We start from the raw sequence: 17,386 nt of genomic DNA on the forward strand, positions 1-17,386 counted from the left end.
GAACCATGACGTTGAAAGAGTTAGTGGTTGGTTTCGGCACCCAAGTGCGCAGCCTGTGGATGATTGGTCTTCATGCCTTCCACAAGCGCGAAACCCAAATGTATCCGGAAGAGCCGGTTTACCTGCCACCGCGCTACCGTGGTCGCATCGTGCTGACGCGCGACCCCGACGGTGAAGAGCGCTGCGTTGCCTGTAATCTGTGCGCTGTTGCCTGTCCGGTTGGCTGTATCTCATTACAGAAAGCTGAGCACCAAGATGGCCGCTGGTATCCCGAGTTTTTCCGTATCAACTTCTCCCGCTGCATTTTCTGTGGTTTGTGTGAAGAAGCTTGCCCGACCACCGCTATCCAGCTGACGCCGGATTTCGAAATGGGTGAGTTCAAACGCCAGGATCTGGTGTATGAGAAAGAAGACTTGTTGATCTCGGGGCCGGGTAAATATCCGGAATATAACTTCTACCGGATGTCCGGTATGGCAGTAGACGGCAAGCAGAAAGGCGAAGCCGAAAACGAAGCCAAACCGATTGACGTTAAAGGTCTGATGCCTTAGGAGCCAGCGTCCATGGAATTTGCATTTTATATTGCAGCATTGGTGGCAGTGGTGGCGACTATTCGCGTTATCACTCACACCAACCCGGTACATGCGCTGCTGTACCTGATTATCTCTTTGCTGGCTATTTCAGCCGTGTTCTTCTCACTGGGGGCTTACTTTGCCGGTGCGTTGGAAATCATTGTTTACGCCGGTGCCATTATGGTGCTGTTCGTGTTCGTGGTGATGATGCTGAACCTGGGCAACGTCGAGCAACAAGAGCGCGATTGGCTGAAACCGAGCCTGTGGATTGGCCCTGGTATTTTAGCGTTAGTACTGCTGTCGGTACTGATTTATGCCATTAGCTCGGTATCTGATCAGGGGATCAGTGGTGAGATGGTCGATGCCAAAGCGGTCGGTATCAGCTTGTTCGGCCCTTATGTATTGGCGGTGGAACTGGCGTCAATGCTGCTGCTGGCCGGTCTGGTGGTTGCCTTCCATATCGGGCGTGAACACAAGCCGGGTGAAGTGCTGGGCGCAAGTGATAGCGCGAAAAGAAAAACGGAGGAACAAGCATGATCCCTCTACAACATGGCCTGATTTTAGCGGCCATTCTGTTTGTGCTCGGGCTGACAGGGTTGCTGATTCGTCGCAACTTGCTGTTTATGCTGATAAGCCTTGAAGTGATGATCAACGCAGCGGCGCTCGCTTTTGTGGTGGCGGGCAGTTATTGGGGTCAGGCTGACGGTCAGGTGATGTATATCCTGGCGATCACGCTGGCAGCAGCGGAGGCCAGTATTGGCTTGGCATTGCTGTTACAGCTATATCGTCGCCGTCATACTCTGAATATCGATACAGTCAGTGAGATGCGCGGATGAACCTATTATATTTAACAATTCTGCTGCCACTGCTGGGCTTCTTGCTGTTGGCATTCTCCCGTGGGCGTTGGTCTGAAAATACCTCTGCTACCGTCGGGGTGGGGTCGATTGGTCTGACGGCACTGGTCACGCTGTATGTGGCGGTGGACTTCCTTAGTCAAAAGGCCACCGGGGTTCAGGTGTTTAACCAAACACTGTGGAACTGGATGTCGGTTGGTGACTTCAACATTCCGTTGACCCTGACTCTGGACGGCTTGTCGCTGACCATGTTGTCGGTGGTCACTGGCGTGGGCTTCCTGATCCACATGTATGCCTCTTGGTATATGCGTGGGGAAGAGGGCTACTCGCGCTTCTTCGCCTACACTAACCTGTTTATCGCCAGCATGGTGGTATTGGTGCTGGCCGATAACCTGATGCTGATGTATCTGGGTTGGGAAGGGGTGGGTCTGTGCAGTTACCTGCTGATTGGTTTCTACTACACTAACCCGGCTAATGGCGCGGCGGCGATGAAAGCCTTTATCGTAACCCGTGTCGGTGACGTGTTCCTCGCCATCGCGCTGTTCATCCTGTATCAGGAACTGGGCACGCTGAACATTCGTGAGCTGATGGTGTTGGCACCGCAGCAACTGGAAATGGGCGGAACGGCTATTACCTGGGCGACGCTAATGCTACTCGGTGGTGCAGTGGGTAAGTCGGCGCAGTTGCCGTTACAAACCTGGCTGGCCGACGCGATGGCAGGCCCAACGCCGGTTTCCGCGCTTATCCATGCGGCAACCATGGTTACCGCCGGCGTCTATTTGATTGCCCGTACTCACGGCCTGTTCCTGATGGCACCAGAGGTCTTGCATCTGGTGGGGATCATCGGGGCGGTAACCTTGGTATTGGCAGGCTTTGCCGCACTGGTGCAGACCGACATCAAGCGGGTGCTGGCGTATTCCACCATGAGCCAGATTGGCTACATGTTCTTGGCGCTGGGCGTTCAGGCGTGGGATGCCGCCATTTTCCACCTGATGACCCATGCCTTCTTTAAAGCGTTACTGTTCCTCTCCTCTGGCTCAGTGATTCTGGCCTGTCACCACGAGCAAAATATCTTCAAAATGGGTGGTCTGCGTAAGACTATTCCATTGGTGTATATCTGCTTTTTGGTGGGGGGCGCGGCGCTGGCAGCATTGCCAATCGTCACCGCAGGCTTCTACAGTAAAGACGAAATTCTGTGGGGCGCATTGGCCAGTGGCCATATCAATCTGATGGTCGCCGGGCTGGTTGGGGCATTCCTCACCGCGCTGTATACCTTCCGTATGATTTTCATTGTGTTCCACGGCGAGCCAAAAACCCAAGCGCATCCGGTTAAAGGGATCACTCACAACCTGCCGCTGCTCGTGTTGCTGGTGCTGTCGACCTTTGTTGGCGCGCTGATAACTCCGCCGCTGGCGGGTGTATTGCCTGAGCTTCACTTCGGTGAAGAGGGTAAAATGCCGCTGGAAATCTTCTCCGGCGTGTTGGTGGTGGTCGGTATTGCACTGGCAGCGTTTCTGTATCTGGGCAAACGTCAACTGGTCAACAGCATCGCGCAAAGTGCGCCGGGCCGCTTCTTTACGGTCTGGTGGTTCCATGCGTGGGGCTTCGACTGGCTGTACCACAATGTGTTTGTCCGCCCGTATTTGTGGATTGCAAGGCTATTGCAGCGTGATCCGCTGAACTCACTGATGAATACCCCGGCGATACTTTCGCGCTGGAGTAATCGCGGTTTGACGCTCAGTGAAAATGGACAGGTGCGTTGGTATGTCGCGTCTATGGGTTTGGGTGCAGTCGTCGTACTGGCTCTGTTGCTTTTCGTTTAATTAGGGACACAAAACGCCATGCTATTACCTTGGCTAATTCTTCTCCCCTTTATCGGCGGCCTGCTGTCTTGGCAGTGTGAGCGCTTCGGTACTAAGGTACCGCGTTGGATAGCGCTATTCGCGATGGGGCTGACATTGGTGCTCTCCTTGCAGTTGTGGGTGCAGGGCAACTATTCACTGATGAACCCGGCGGGTATCCCGCAGTGGCAGTCAGAATTCACCTTGCCGTGGATCCCACGGTTTGGTATTGAATTCCATCTGGCTTTAGATGGTTTGTCACTGCTGATGGTGGTGCTGACCGGCCTGTTGGGTGTGCTGGCTATCCTCTGTTCGTGGCGTGAAATTCAGCGCAATCAGGGCTTTTTCTACCTGAATCTGTTGTGGATTCTGGGTGGGGTAATCGGCGTGTTCCTCGCCATCGACATGTTCCTGTTCTTCTTCTTCTGGGAAATGATGTTGGTGCCGATGTACTTCCTGATTGCCTTGTGGGGTCACAAAGCATCAGACGGTAAAACCCGTATCGCGGCGGCAACCAAGTTCTTCATCTATACCCAGGCCAGCGGCCTTATCATGCTGATTGCCATTTTGGGGCTGGTGTTCGTGCACTACAACGCCACCGGTATCTGGACCTTCAACTACGAAGACCTGTTGAATACGCCGATGTCCCACAATGTGGAATATCTGCTGATGCTGGGCTTCTTTATCGCCTTTGCGGTAAAAATGCCGGTTGTGCCACTGCACGGTTGGTTGCCAGATGCACACAGTCAGGCGCCAACTGCTGGTTCTGTCGACCTGGCGGGGATTTTGCTGAAAACCGCAGCTTATGGTTTGCTGCGCTTTAGCCTGCCACTGTTCCCGAATGCCTCGCATGAGTTTGCGCCAATCGCTATGTGGCTAGGTGTGATCGGTATCTTCTACGGTGCGTGGATGGCCTTCTGCCAGACTGATATCAAACGCCTGATTGCTTATACCAGCGTGTCGCACATGGGCTTTGTGTTGATTGCCATCTATACCGGCAGCCAACTGGCTTACCAAGGCGCGGTTATCCAGATGATTGCCCACGGCTTGTCTGCCGCCGGTATGTTCATCATCTGTGGCCAATTGTATGAGCGCCTGCATACCCGTGACATGCGTCAGATGGGCGGCCTGTGGGGCCGAATCAAATACTTGCCTGCGCTGTCGCTGTTCTTCGCGGTAGCCACATTGGGGATGCCGGGCACCGGTAACTTCGTCGGCGAATTCATGATCCTGTTTGGCAGCTTCCAGGTGGTTCCGGTGATTACCGTGATTGCTACTTTTGGGCTGGTTTTTGCTTCGGTTTATTCGCTTATCATGATGCAGCGTGCTTATTACGGCGCGCCAAAATCTGAAGAGCCATTACCGGGCATGAGTGCAAGGGAACTGTCTATCATCCTGCTGTTAGTGGTGCTGTTAGTGTTGCTGGGGGTTTATCCGCAGCCCATTCTCGACACCTCTCATGCTGCGATGAGTAATGTACAGCAGTGGTTCAATGCTTCATCTATTATTCCAACAACAAGGCCGTAATTCGCCATGACAATAACTCCTCAACAACTGATCGCAATGCTACCGCTGTTGATCGTCGGATTGACGGTGGTGGTTGTGATGCTGTCCATTGCGTGGCGACGCGATCATTTTATCAACGCCACCCTGACGGTTATCGGGCTTAACCTGGCGCTGCTGTCACTCTATTTTGTCGGTCAGGTTGGGCCGATGGATGTCACGCCGCTGATGCGGATTGACGGCTATGCGATGTTCTACACCGGGCTGGTGATTGTTGCCAGTCTGGCGACCAGCACCTTTGCTTATCCGTGGCTCAATGGCTATCCAGATAACCGTGAAGAGTTCTACCTGTTGGTGCTGATTGCCACTATGGGCGGCATTCTGCTGGCCAGCGCCAATCATCTGGCATCGCTGTTCCTGGGTATCGAGCTGATTTCTCTGCCGCTGTTTGGCCTGATTGGTTATGCTTATCGCCAGAAGCGTTCACTGGAAGCCAGTATCAAATACATGCTGCTGTCTGCGGCGGCATCGTCATTCCTGCTGTTTGGTATGGCGCTGCTGTATGCGGAATCGGGTAGTTTGTCATTCGCTGGTCTGGGCAAAAGCCTGAGCGACTCCATGATTCACCAACCGCTGATCCTGGCCGGTCTGGGGATGATGATTGTTGGTCTTGGCTTTAAGTTATCGCTGGTGCCGTTCCAACTGTGGACGCCGGATGTGTATCAGGGCGCACCTGCCCCGGTATCTACTTTCCTGGCAACCGCCAGTAAGATTGCCATCTTTGCAGTGGTAATGCGCTTATTCCTGTATGCGCCAGCCGCTGACAGTGAAGCGGTGCGTTTAGTGCTCTCGCTGATTGCTGTGGCCTCGATTCTGTTCGGTAACCTGATGGCTATCAGCCAAACCAACATCAAGCGTCTGCTGGGTTATTCCTCTATCGCGCACCTTGGCTATTTGCTGATTGCGTTGGTGGCAGTGCAAACCCATCAACTGGCATTGGAGACCGTCGGCGTCTATCTGGCCGGTTACCTGTTCAGCAGCTTGGGGGCTTTCGGTGTGGTCAGCTTGATGTCCAGCCCGTACAAAGGCCCGGATGCGGAATCACTGTTCTCCTACCGTGGGTTGTTCTGGCATAAGCCCATTCTCTCTGCGGTGATGACAGTGATGATGCTATCACTGGCCGGTATCCCAATGACGTTGGGCTTTATTGGTAAGTTCTTTGTGGTCGCAATGGGTGTCAGCGCCAACCTGTGGTGGTTGACTGGTGCGGTGGTCTTAGGCAGTGCCATCGGCCTGTATTATTACTTGCGTGTGACGGTTAGCTTGTACCTGAGTGCGCCGGAAACCCTGGTGCGTGATACACCAAGCAACTGGGCACTGACCGCCGGTGGTGTGGTGGTGCTGATTTCCGCGATTCTGGTGCTGTTCTTGGGTATCTACCCGCAGCCGTTGATCACGCTGGTTCAGATGGCGCAACCCCTACTGTAAATAGCGTTAAAACGGCGATTCTAACCCCCTGTCAGCAACCCTGGCAGGGGGTTTTGTTTTATAAGCTATTTAAGGTTATATAATTTGATATGGGGTAAATGCCTGAATGTGAGATATGTTTTATCTGGATATATTGATAGCTGATTCTCTAGCTCAATATTTAAGGGTATGTATGTCATTTTTTAGTCTTCCCTCGCTGGCACTGGGTACTGGCGATTTGCATAAAAAAACACCTTTTCTGCATTCTGGTAAATTGATATCTGGCGAAGTTTCGATATGCTCTGATAATGTTTTTTTTGGCGATATGAAAGCCATCAATTTTTCACTCGATAAAAGTAAAGAAAATGAAGTGTTCAATGTACTTATGATTGAAAATGCCTATTATATTAAAAATAAAAATTATGCTTATACAAGCAGTCCGATCATAAATAAAAAGGATAAAGCTAATATCACTGCGTTGATATATGCACAAGAACTACAAGAAAGAATAAATAAACAATATAGTTGCTTGAAAGGAAGTGCAGGAATGCATGAAAGTGATTATCAAATAAAAGGTAATTTAATTCTTACCGAGTTAATTGTAAAAGAGTTTACTGCCGTAGCGCCATCAGATATCAATAGTGGACAATGGGCTAATGAAAACCCGTTAACCAGTGCAATGCTTGCTTGTATCAAAGATAACCACGAACAGCCTGATATTAATGCTATTGTTTCAGATAGGGCGATTCGATTTCTTTGTACTAAAATGCCCCATGAGATGAATGAAATATTCTCTTTGGATGGGTTAATTACAACATGTATTGATGAGATTGCTAAATATGTCTTTTCACCTGAAGGGTATAAAGTGACATTTCCAGATGATATTGCGATAAGTATTAAAAGAAAAGCTCAAAAAATGGCGTATGAAGCTCGTAGCTTACCTGAGATAAAACTTGCAGAACTTACTCAGCTTGACTCCCTTATTAAATACTTATCCTGAGCTTATCTAAATAATAAGTTAATTATTCCTCGGGCGATATTTATCGCAATATTAGGCGCGCCATAAACGAAGGTAATCATGACACACCGTATTCTCCCTGCTGTAAATATATTTAGTAATATAAAAAGGTTATCAAATAATTTTTCCGAAACCAAATTATCAAAAATAAAACAACCCCAACAAACAGACTTTAACTGCTTTGAAGAAAAGAAATTAGATAATATCATTTCTGAGTTGGAAAGAGTATTTAACTACAATGATGATTATGGCAAAAACTCCTCTATTTATATGCAGCTTTGGGATGAAATAAATAAAAGTGAAAATCATCGCAATCATGTATTGTGGGAAGCTCAAGCCAATAAAGGTAAACGCAGCGATGCTTTATGTGTATTTTTGGTCGATCTGTCGCGGTTGAGAGTCGAGGAGAGCATATTATATAAACCAGAAAAAGAAAAAGTTAAAGACATTAGGCGCACTGAGCTTTGTGAAGAAGTATTGAGGAAGTTCGTAGCAAGAGGGGTACAGGCAGAAATTGACGCTATCGCAGATATGAAGATTAATTCGCCACACTGGAATGGTAATGAAGAGCTTAAAAAACAAGAAAGCACTCTTTCGTTAGTATCTTATATCTTAGGCTTAACCACTAATAAAAAAGATGGTGCTAAAGACCGTTTAGGTATGGGCCCTATTGCAAGTGTTATAGGCGATGTTGTAAATAATGCACGTAGTTTTCTTAAGTTACATATTCACAGCAATCAACCAAACATAGATGTATTGCACAGAATTACTGATTCTTATTATAGATGTTATTGTGAGAAAGAGAAATTACCAAACGAACAACTTATTGATAACGTGATTAAGGAGGTAAGAGCTAGCGTTAGTCGTAGCAATTTTGCTTCGGCTAAAGGTCTTCCCTCTTCTATTGATCCAGAATCCAGTGCGTATAGGATGATTTCTAAAACCATACTCGATCCTGCCATTAGCGTGATGTATCAGCGACAGATGACGTCAAAAATACTGTCTAACGTTCACCGTGAAAATAATGGGGAGAAGAAAAAAACCACTGTAGAGATACAAAAAGAATATTTAGCGACAGATGAAACGTTGGATTTGAAGAGTAGCCAGATTTATAAAGATGTTAAGAATTATTTATTGAGTATCAATGAAAATCTTACTGAAGATGATATCTCATCATGTGCTAAAAATTATTACGAGTTTTTTCGTGAAAAATACTTTCTTGACGTCCATAGTTTGGTGCAACTGGAGCCTTTTCAGTCGGTAAACGGCATTCAGAATAAACGCAATGGTATTATCTTTGACCGATGATATCCCGCTTATCTTTTCAAGATACTGGGAGGTTGGCAGCCATTACTCACCCAAGGTATTGAGTTATCTCTGTTCCTTGGGTTCATTTCATTGCCACCGGCCTGCAACTCAAAATCTATTGAGCATGGTGTTTTGTGACTTTAACCACAAATTTGATGTAATTAAACAAATAAAATCATTTTAAATGTGATTCTAATCGCTAAAATTCCTCTCATTTCAGGTAAACTGCGCAACTTTCACTCAATAGACATTCTATCTAACGATTTTTGCGCAGGTAACGCGGATGAACATTATTCTGATGATTGCTATCACCACTGGCATTCTCTCGGGGATTTGGGGTTGGGTTGCAGTCAGCTTAGGGCTAATCAGTTGGGCAGGGTTCCTTGGCTGTACGGCCTATTTTGCCTGCCCACAAGGTGGCTTAAAAGGGTTGCTGATCACGCTGCTAACCTGCCTGAGCGGAGTATTCTGGGCGATGATGGTTATTCAGGGCAGTGCATTGCAACCTGAATGGGCGATCCTGGGTTATGTCTTAACGGGGGTTGTCGCGTTTTTGATGTGCATTCAGGCCAGCCAGCAGTGGTTATCGTTTGTACCCGGTACTTTTATCGGTGCTTGCGCTACCTTTGCCGGTAATGGTAATTGGAAACTGGTGATTGTTTCTCTGTTAGTCGGTGTCGTGTTTGGTTATGCAATGAAGAACAGCGGGTTGTGGCTGGCTGCACGGCGTGGCCGAGAGAATACTGCGCCTTTGGCCTCCTCCGCCGGAGCCGATATTGATTAGCTGACACTCATTTAGTCATTACAGCATCGGGTCTGATTGCGGGTATATTCAGTTATCTATCTGTCGTCATGGGGGAATTTAACTCCCCTTAATCACCCAAGCTATTTGCGATACAGATTAATCCTGAAAATCCCTTCTTAGCCCTGAATCAATATTCCCCCGGTTATCTTCGACTATGCTTAGAGGATGCATTTTTTACTCATGGAGAACCCACATGAACCGAGATAAAGAACAGCAAACCTCGTTGGACGACGATCTGACTATGCTAACCGATACGCTGGAGGAGGTGCTTCGTGCTTCCGGAGATGTCGCGGATGAGAGTTATAAAGAGATTAAGGCACGCGCGGAGAAAGCCTTAAAGGAGGTTCAGAACCGTTTGAATGGCCGCAGTGAATGCTATATCAAACGGGCGAAAGAGCTTGCGTGTTGTACCGATGATTATGTGCGCGATAAACCTTGGTGCAGCGTGGGGATTGGCGCAACTGTCGGGTTGGTTGTCGGGTTACTGATCGCACGGCGTTGAGATAGGTGATCGAACCCAAGGGGCTGCGGCCCCTTAATTATTCATTCAGGTTTACATATTTGAATTTGCACTGCCGGATACCCCATGTTGAGTATACAAAACCATCAATATCAAATATTAGTGTGATAACTAACAATAACTTTTGAATCTGACTTTTCTTATTATTCACGCCCCGTATAATCCCACTCTTTCTGTTGATTTACCGAGGTGGTCGTGAAACAACTTTCTGGTTTGCTGGGTGAATTACGGCAGAAGTTACGAGCCGGTTTCCCTGACCAGGCAGGTATCCGGCAAATTATCGTGCCTGCACCGGGCCGAATCGGTAGCCAACTGTTAGAGTGGCTGGCCGCACAATGCCATTTCCCGCAATTTTACTGGCGTCACCGCGAAGGCCATGAAGAGGCCGCAGTCTGTGGTCAAACTCAGATTTTCAATGATATGCAATCGGCTGATGATTTTATTCAGCAGAACCAGGATGCCGGTGGATTACGCATTTGGGGCTTGAATGCATTTGAACCTGTAATTGTTCACGGGCACAACGATGCTGAACAACCGGTTCAGCCCAGCTTCCTGTTTCTACCACGCATTGAGATATTACGCCGCGGTGAGCAAACTTACTTAACGCTCAATCTGACGAGTGATTTTTCCCTGCATCAAGACGCGCTGCGTGCGATGACCTTTATCGATCAACTGGTGGCGGCTAAACCATTGGCTGCATTTGATGTTCAAGTGCGACATGCCAGCCATATGCCGGAATATCCGCAGTGGAGTCGCCTGATTCAACATGCATTGGATGACATTGAGCAGCAGAAGATGGAGAAGGTGGTATTGGCGCGCACCACCCAACTTACGCTGGATAAGCCTCTTTCCTGTGGCGCATTTATGGCTGCCAGTCGCCGGGTTAACCACCACTGTTTCCACTTTATGTTACGTTTTGATGCGCAGCGGGCATTTTTGGGTTCCAGCCCTGAGCGTCTCTATCTGCGTCAGCAATTGCATTTGGAAACTGAGGCATTGGCGGGAACCGTATCCAACGCACCAAGCCATCAGCAAGCCGCAGAACTGGCTGATTGGTTGATGCATGATGAAAAAAATCAGCGTGAAAACTTGTTGGTGGTGGATGATATCTGCCAGCGATTGCAGGGTGGCGTCGCCGCTGTTGATGTGATGCCACCAGAAATCATCCGTCTGCGTAAAGTGCAGCACTTGCGCCGCTGTATTCATGCGCAGCTCAACCATGCCAGCGATACCGATTGTCTGCAACGTCTACAGCCGACGGCGGCAGTGGCGGGTCTACCGCGTAATGTTGCCCGGCAGTTTATTACCGAACATGAGCCAATCTCGCGTGGCTGGTATGCCGGTTCTGCGGGTTATCTTTCCTTAAAACAAACTGAATTCAGTGTCACGCTGCGTTCTGCCTGGGTAGAGGATCAAAAGGTTCATCTGTATGCCGGAGCCGGTATTGTGGCAGGTTCTGACGCAGAGCAGGAATGGCAAGAAATTAACAATAAATCAGCCGGGCTACGTACCTTGCTGGGAAGCCAGCAACAAGACAGTAAAACGCCGTAATTAACCGTACTTACGATGTGGTTGGATTGTGACACTTAAGCGGTAGGTGTAAACTGCGGCTTATCGGTCACTTTCCTTACATAGAGCGGCAAACTTTAACCATTAATCAGTCACTCTGGGCTTTTTTGACTGGATGAAGCGCTATCCTGATGTTGATTATCGGGCTCGCAGTGTCTGTTAACTGACTTTTGAGCAAACCATGTCGACAAGTGTTTTTAACCGTCGTTGGGCGGCATTGCTACTGGAAGCGTTGACCCGCCACGGCGTGCGTCACATCTGTATCGCTCCCGGCTCCCGCTCGACGCCGTTAACACTGGCTGCGGCGGCGAATCCATCGCTGGTTTGTCATACCCATTTTGATGAGCGTGGCTTGGGCCATCTGGCATTGGGGCTGGCGAAAGCTACCACTGAGCCGGTAGCGGTGATTGTTACCTCTGGCACGGCGGCTGCTAATCTTTATCCTGCCCTGATTGAAGCCGGGCTGACCGGTGAGCGGCTGATATTACTGACGGCTGACCGCCCACCGGAATTGATCGACTGCGGTGCTAATCAGGCGATTCGCCAATCCGGGCTGTTTGCCAGCCATCCGACAGTCAGCCTTAATCTGCCTCGGCCAACGCCTGATATTCCCGCCCGTTGGCTGGTTTCTACCCTTGATAATGCAATGGTGCAATTACAACACGGCGGCCTGCATATTAACTGCCCATTTGCCGAACCTCTCTATGGTGGCGATGAGCAAGCCTATGCTGATTGGTCTGCGACATTGGGCGACTGGTGGCAGGGGGATCACCCGTGGTTGCGTCAATCCTTGTCAGAGCCACAGGGCCAGCAAACGGACTGGTCTTTCTGGCAGCAAAAGCGTGGGGTGGTGATTGCCGGGCGCATGATGGCGCAAGAGGGCCAACTGCTGGCTGAATGGGCGGCTTTACTGGGCTGGCCCCTGATTAGCGATGTGTTATCACAAACCGGCCAGCCATTGCCTTGTGCTGATTTATGGCTGGGAAATCCAGCGGCTAAGAAGATCCTCGCTCAGGCGCAGATCGTGTTGCAATTTGGCAGCAGTCTGACGGGGAAGCGTTTGTTGCAATGGCAGGCACAATGCCAGCCGCAAGAGTATTGGCTGGTCGATAATTTGCCCGGTCGCCTCGATCCGGCTAATCATCGTGGGCGCAGAATTATTTCGCCGGTGAATGTATGGCTGGAGCAACATCCGGCGCAGCGCCATGCGCCGTGGGCCAGTGAGTTGGCAACATGGTCGCTGAAGGCGCAAAGTCATGTGGCACAAGCACTGAGTACGCAATTTAGCGAAGCCGCAGTCGCGCATCATCTTGCTGAACTATTGCCGGAGAATGGCCAGTTGTTTGTTGGCAACAGCCTGATTGTCCGATTGATTGACGCGTTTGGCCAGCTGCCTGCCGGCTACCCGGTTTACAGTAACCGTGGTGCCAGTGGGATAGATGGTTTGTTGTCGACAGCCGCAGGTGTTCAGCGCGCCACCGCCAAGCCAACGCTCGCTATCGTCGGGGATTTATCGGCTTTGTATGACCTGAACGCTTTGGCACTATTGCGCCAAAGTTCCGCGCCGATGGTGCTGCTGGTGGTGAACAATAATGGCGGGCAAATTTTCTCGTTGTTACCCACGCCAGAAGCTGATCGTCAGCGCTTTTACTGTATGCCACAGGATGTCAGTTTTAAACATGCTGCTGCGATGTTCCAGCTGTGTTATGCCCGACCAGATAACTGGTTAGAGTTACAAGAGAGCGTAGCCCAATGTTGGTTGCACGGCGGGGTGACATTGATTGAAATCGTGGTGCCGCCGAGCCAGGGAGCCGAAATGCTGCAACAACTGGTACAACAGGTAGCCCAATTATGACGCTGGCGTGCCGCAAACTTGGATCTCATCCCCAGGGTGCGGCACAGCAACATGACGGGCCGTGGTTGGTGTGGCTGCATGGTCTGCTGGGCAGTGGTGAGGACTGGCAACCGGTGGCTGAGTTGTGTGGCGATATCCCTTCATTATTGGTAGACCTGCCCGGCCACGGTAAATCGGTGACTCAGACTACCTGTGGCTTTGCTGATGTTAGCCACCAGCTAGCGCAAACGTTACAGGCCAACGGTATTCGCCAATATTGGCTGGCAGGCTACTCTTTAGGCGGCAGAATTGCGATGTATCACGCCTGTTACGGCGAACATCACGGCTTGCAAGGGCTGATTGTGGAGGGCGGTAACCTGGGTTTGGAAAGCGATGCACTGCGTCAGGCTCGGTTACAACATGACTACCAGTGGGCGCAGCGTTTTCGCAGCGAACCCTTGTCACCGGTGTTAATCGACTGGTATCAGCAGGCGGTGTTTGCCGATTTAGACTCGCAGCAGCGTGCACAACTGGTCGCATTGCGTAGCAATAACCACGGGCCCGCGGTGGCCGATATGCTGGAGGCCACCTCACTTGGGCATCAGCCGTGGTTGTTACCGGATCTGCAACGGCTCAATATCCCTTATACTTACCTGTGTGGTGAGCGCGACCACAAATTCCAGCAATTGGCAGCTCAATACTCGTTGCCACTACGCACACTGGCCCGCGCAGGGCACAATGCCCATCGGGCCAACCCCGGTGCTTTTGCCGCGCAGGTACTATCATTTTTATCACAATCGTCATTTTTATCACTCTCCCGTTAAAGGAATGCTTACTATGCTTTATCCGAGCGAAGAACAACTGTATGCCGCCATCGATTGGCAGGATTGCTCCGCCGGGTTTGAAGATATTCGCTATCACAAATCCAGCGATGGTATCGCCAAGATAACTATCAACCGCCCCGAAGTGCGTAATGCATTCCGCCCGTTAACGGTTAAAGAGATGATTCAGGCGTTGGCTGACGCCCGCTATGATGACAACATCGGCGTGATCATTTTGACCGGCGAAGGCGACAAAGCCTTCTGTTCCGGTGGCGACCAGAAAGTGCGTGGCGACTACGGCGGCTATAAAGATACCAGTGGCGTTCATCACCTGAATGTGTTGGATTTCCAGCGTCAAATCCGGACTTGTCCTAAACCGGTTGTTGCAATGGTTGCTGGCTATTCTATTGGTGGCGGCCATGTATTACATATGATGTGTGACCTCACCGTGGCCGCTGATAATGCTATTTTCGGTCAGACCGGGCCAAAAGTGGGTTCATTTGATGGTGGCTGGGGTGCGGCGTATATGGCGCGCATTGTCGGCCAGAAAAAAGCGCGCGAAATCTGGTTCCTGTGCCGCCAGTATGATGCTCAAAAAGCCTTGGATATGGGGCTGGTCAATACTGTGGTGCCGATCGCTGATTTGGAGAAAGAGACGGTGCGCTGGTGTCGTGAAATGCTGCAAAACAGCCCAATGGCACTGCGCTGCCTGAAAGCGGCATTGAATGCCGACTGCGATGGGCAGGCGGGCTTACAAGAGCTGGCCGGTAACGCCACCATGTTGTTCTATATGACAGATGAAGGTCAGGAAGGGCGTAATGCATTCAATGAGAAACGCCAGCCGGACTTCAGCAAATTCAAGCGTAATCCGTAATGCGCGCGGCCACACTTTACCGCTACAGCATCCCGATGGACGCCGGGGTGATACTGCGCCATCAGCGGCTGAAAAGTCGCGATGGGCTGTTGGTTAAGTTGCAGCAAGGTGCGCTGATCGGTTGGGGCGAAATTGCCCCCTTGCCAGAGTTCAGTCAGGAAACCCTAACAGAAGCGCAGGTTGTCGCACAAAATTGGCTGCAAAACTGGGCAGGCGGGGCAGAACCGGCGCTTGATGCTTTACCGTCGGTGGCTTTTGGTCTTAGTTGTGCGCTGGCGGAGTTGCATCAAACGCTGCCGCTGATGGCGGATTATCGTAAAGTGCCACTGTGTACCGGCGATCCGGATGAGCTGTTTGCGGTACTTCAGGCGCTGCCGGGTGAGAAAGTTGCCAAGGTAAAAGTTGGGTTATATGAAGCGGTACGCGATGGCATGATTGTCAATGTGCTGCTGGAGGCGCTGCCTGATTTGACGTTGCGCTTGGATGCCAACCGTAGCTGGACACGCGCCAAAGCAGATGGCTTTGCCCGGTACGTGAACCCTGAACTGCGCTCACGCATTGCGTTTCTGGAAGAACCTTGTAAAACCCGCGCCGAATCCCGTGAGTTTGCCCGTGATACGGGGATCGCCATCGCCTGGGATGAAAGTGTACGCGAAGCTGATTTTAAAGTGGAAGCCGAGCCGGGTGTGGCGGCGATTGTCATCAAACCGACGCTGGTGGGCAGTATCGCTCGCTGCCAGCAATTGGTGCAGCAAGCGCATCAAGCAGGATTGGTGGCGGTTATCAGCTCCAGTATTGAATCCAGCCTTGGGCTGACCCAACTGGCGCGGCTGGCCGATTGGCTGACACCTGATACCATTCCCGGGCTGGATACCCTGAGCCTGATGCAGGCGCAGTTGGTTCGTCAGTGGCCGGAAAGCCCGTTGCCGGTCATGACTGCCGAACAGTTGGACGTGCTATGGTGCAACTGAAGGATTGGCCCTGGCTCTATTCCTCCCCTTGGATGTATTCATCGCCCTGGCGATACTGGGCTAATCTGCGGCCTCATGCGATAGCCATTCGCACTGGGGCGCAGCTTATCAGTTGGCAGCAATTAGCTGATGAGATTGATGGCCTTGCTGCGGGTTTCGCGCAGCAAGGGGTGACGCCCGGTTGTGGTGTGGTGTTGCGTGGTAAAAACAGTTATTCGCTGTTATTAGCGTATCTGGCGGCTTTGCAGTGTGCTGCGCGTGTTTTGCCGCTCAATCCGCAATTGCCAGAGGCTTTGCTGACGCAGCTACTGCCCCAGTTGGATTGCCATTTTATGTTGAATCTGGCAGACCCGCTCACGGCATCGTGTTCGCAGGTGCCGCTTGATATGCGCCGTGTTGGTCCGCCGGTGCTAAGGCAAGCCTGGGATAGTCAGCGGCTGGCGACTCTGACGCTAACCTCAGGTTCCTCTGGTTTACCCAAAGCAGCCGCTCATTCGCTGGCCGCCCATCTGGTCAGTGCCGACGGCATATTAAAACTGATGAACTTTACCTCAACGGATAGCTGGCTGCTGTCGCTGCCGCTGTTTCATGTCTCGGGGCAAGGTATTGTCTGGCGCTGGTTAAGTGCGGGTGCCACGTTGGTGGTGCAGGAAGGGGCGGCGTTGGTTGATGCTCTGGCTGGATGCAGTCACGCCTCGTTAGTTCCCACGCAGTTATGGCGTTTACTGGCGAACGATGACTCGGCGTTAACCTTAAAAGAGGTGCTACTGGGCGGTGCAACCATCCCGATAGCACTGACACAACAGGCCGAAGCGCGGGGTATTCGTTGCTGGTGTGGCTATGGCTTGACCGAAACGGCCTCAACGGTTTGCGCCAAACGTGCTGACGGTTTGCCCGGTGTGGGCGTTGCGCTGGCGGGCCGTGAGGTGAAATTGGTCGACGATGAAGTGTGGGTGAAAGCAGATTGTCTCGCGGCGGGTTACTGGCAACAGGGGAGGTTACAGCCAATAACTGACAGTGAGGGGTGGTTTCATACCCGCGATCGTGGTGTGTGGCAGCAAGGTGAACTCCGTGTCCTTGGGCGGCTGGATAACCTGTTTTTCAGCGGTGGCGAGGGCATTCAACCAGAGGATATTGAACGCGTTTTGTTGCAATATCCGGGGGTGCAACAGGCTTTTGTGGTTCCAGTTGCTGACACTGAATTCGGCCACCGGCCCGTGGCCGTGATTGATGCTGATAACTCGGTGAATGAGATTGCGTTAGCGGGTTGGTTAGCACCACAGTTAGCGGTATTCCAACGTCCGGTTGCTTTCTATCGCTTACCGGTGGCGCTTAAGAAGGGCGGTATTAAGGTGTCGCGGCGGGATGTTTGTGATTTTGTGGCTAATTTATAGTGAGTTAGCGGCCGGTACAGTGGTTCTATCGTATTAAG

16 protein-coding genes are annotated in these 17,386 nt (G+C 50.9%); all 16 read left to right on the top strand.

Annotated features, from left to right (window positions below; genetic code table 11):
- The first annotated feature begins 5 nt into the window (after positions 1 to 5).
- The 16 genes from nuoI to menE all read left to right on the top strand — a co-directional run bounded on the left by nuoI (position 6) and on the right by menE (position 17,348).
- Positions 6 to 548, top strand: coding sequence for an NADH-quinone oxidoreductase subunit NuoI (gene nuoI / locus YALDO0001_RS15165; RefSeq protein ID WP_004704400.1), 543 nt, complete (start codon positions 6 to 8; stop codon positions 546 to 548).
- Positions 549 to 560: 12 nt separating this feature from the next.
- The gene (gene nuoJ / locus YALDO0001_RS15170; RefSeq protein ID WP_004704401.1) at positions 561 to 1,106 is read left to right on the top strand and encodes an NADH-quinone oxidoreductase subunit J; all 546 of its coding nucleotides are present in this window, start codon (positions 561 to 563) and stop codon (positions 1,104 to 1,106) included.
- Entirely contained in the window at positions 1,103 to 1,405 is a 303-nt protein-coding gene (gene nuoK / locus YALDO0001_RS15175) for an NADH-quinone oxidoreductase subunit NuoK (protein WP_032815102.1), read from the top strand. Before nuoJ ends, nuoK begins: the two co-directional genes overlap by 4 nt.
- Positions 1,402 to 3,246: an NADH-quinone oxidoreductase subunit L gene (gene nuoL / locus YALDO0001_RS15180; RefSeq protein ID WP_042840212.1), complete on the top strand. Its 1,845-nt coding sequence runs from the start codon at positions 1,402 to 1,404 to the stop codon at positions 3,244 to 3,246. Before nuoK ends, nuoL begins: the two co-directional genes overlap by 4 nt.
- An 18-nt stretch (positions 3,247 to 3,264) precedes the next feature.
- Positions 3,265 to 4,791: an NADH-quinone oxidoreductase subunit M gene (nuoM, locus tag YALDO0001_RS15185; protein ID WP_004704404.1), complete on the top strand. Its 1,527-nt coding sequence runs from the start codon at positions 3,265 to 3,267 to the stop codon at positions 4,789 to 4,791.
- Positions 4,792 to 4,797: 6 nt separating this feature from the next.
- Positions 4,798 to 6,255, top strand: coding sequence for an NADH-quinone oxidoreductase subunit NuoN (nuoN, locus tag YALDO0001_RS15190; protein WP_004704405.1), 1,458 nt, complete (start codon positions 4,798 to 4,800; stop codon positions 6,253 to 6,255).
- Between the two features lie 172 nt (positions 6,256 to 6,427).
- Entirely contained in the window at positions 6,428 to 7,234 is an 807-nt protein-coding gene (locus tag YALDO0001_RS15195; RefSeq protein WP_004704406.1) for a hypothetical protein, read from the top strand.
- Between the two features lie 78 nt (positions 7,235 to 7,312).
- Positions 7,313 to 8,560 (top strand): hypothetical protein, encoded by a 1,248-nt coding sequence (locus YALDO0001_RS15200; protein WP_004704407.1) that lies wholly within the window; start codon positions 7,313 to 7,315, stop codon positions 8,558 to 8,560.
- A gap of 283 nt (positions 8,561 to 8,843) precedes the next feature.
- Positions 8,844 to 9,344 carry a DUF1097 domain-containing protein gene (locus YALDO0001_RS15205; RefSeq protein ID WP_004704408.1) on the top strand — a complete coding sequence of 167 codons (501 nt, stop codon included), beginning with the start codon at positions 8,844 to 8,846 and terminating at the stop codon, positions 9,342 to 9,344.
- A gap of 214 nt (positions 9,345 to 9,558) precedes the next feature.
- Positions 9,559 to 9,867, top strand: coding sequence for an ElaB/YgaM/YqjD family protein (locus YALDO0001_RS15210; RefSeq protein WP_004704409.1), 309 nt, complete (start codon positions 9,559 to 9,561; stop codon positions 9,865 to 9,867).
- A gap of 213 nt (positions 9,868 to 10,080) precedes the next feature.
- The gene (gene menF / locus YALDO0001_RS15215) at positions 10,081 to 11,436 is read left to right on the top strand and encodes an isochorismate synthase MenF (protein WP_004704411.1); all 1,356 of its coding nucleotides are present in this window, start codon (positions 10,081 to 10,083) and stop codon (positions 11,434 to 11,436) included.
- 199 nt (positions 11,437 to 11,635) lie between these two features.
- A complete protein-coding gene (menD, locus tag YALDO0001_RS15220) occupies positions 11,636 to 13,309 on the top strand; it encodes a 2-succinyl-5-enolpyruvyl-6-hydroxy-3-cyclohexene-1-carboxylic-acid synthase (RefSeq protein ID WP_004704412.1) in 1,674 nt (557 codons plus the stop codon).
- Complete coding sequence (gene menH / locus YALDO0001_RS15225) at positions 13,303 to 14,112, top strand: 2-succinyl-6-hydroxy-2,4-cyclohexadiene-1-carboxylate synthase (protein ID WP_145588712.1); 810 nt, start codon at positions 13,303 to 13,305, stop codon at positions 14,110 to 14,112. Before menD ends, menH begins: the two co-directional genes overlap by 7 nt.
- 13 nt (positions 14,113 to 14,125) lie before the next feature.
- A complete protein-coding gene (gene menB, locus YALDO0001_RS15230) occupies positions 14,126 to 14,983 on the top strand; it encodes a 1,4-dihydroxy-2-naphthoyl-CoA synthase (RefSeq protein WP_042546434.1) in 858 nt (285 codons plus the stop codon).
- Positions 14,983 to 15,954 carry an o-succinylbenzoate synthase gene (gene menC, locus YALDO0001_RS15235; RefSeq protein WP_004704414.1) on the top strand — a complete coding sequence of 324 codons (972 nt, stop codon included), beginning with the start codon at positions 14,983 to 14,985 and terminating at the stop codon, positions 15,952 to 15,954. Before menB ends, menC begins: the two co-directional genes overlap by 1 nt.
- Positions 15,942 to 17,348, top strand: coding sequence for an o-succinylbenzoate--CoA ligase (gene menE / locus YALDO0001_RS15240; RefSeq protein WP_042840215.1), 1,407 nt, complete (start codon positions 15,942 to 15,944; stop codon positions 17,346 to 17,348). Before menC ends, menE begins: the two co-directional genes overlap by 13 nt.
- The last annotated feature ends 38 nt before the right edge of the window (positions 17,349 to 17,386 follow it).

The organism is Yersinia aldovae ATCC 35236, from assembly GCF_000173735.1.
Taxonomy (GTDB): Bacteria; Pseudomonadota; Gammaproteobacteria; order Enterobacterales; family Enterobacteriaceae; genus Yersinia; species Yersinia aldovae.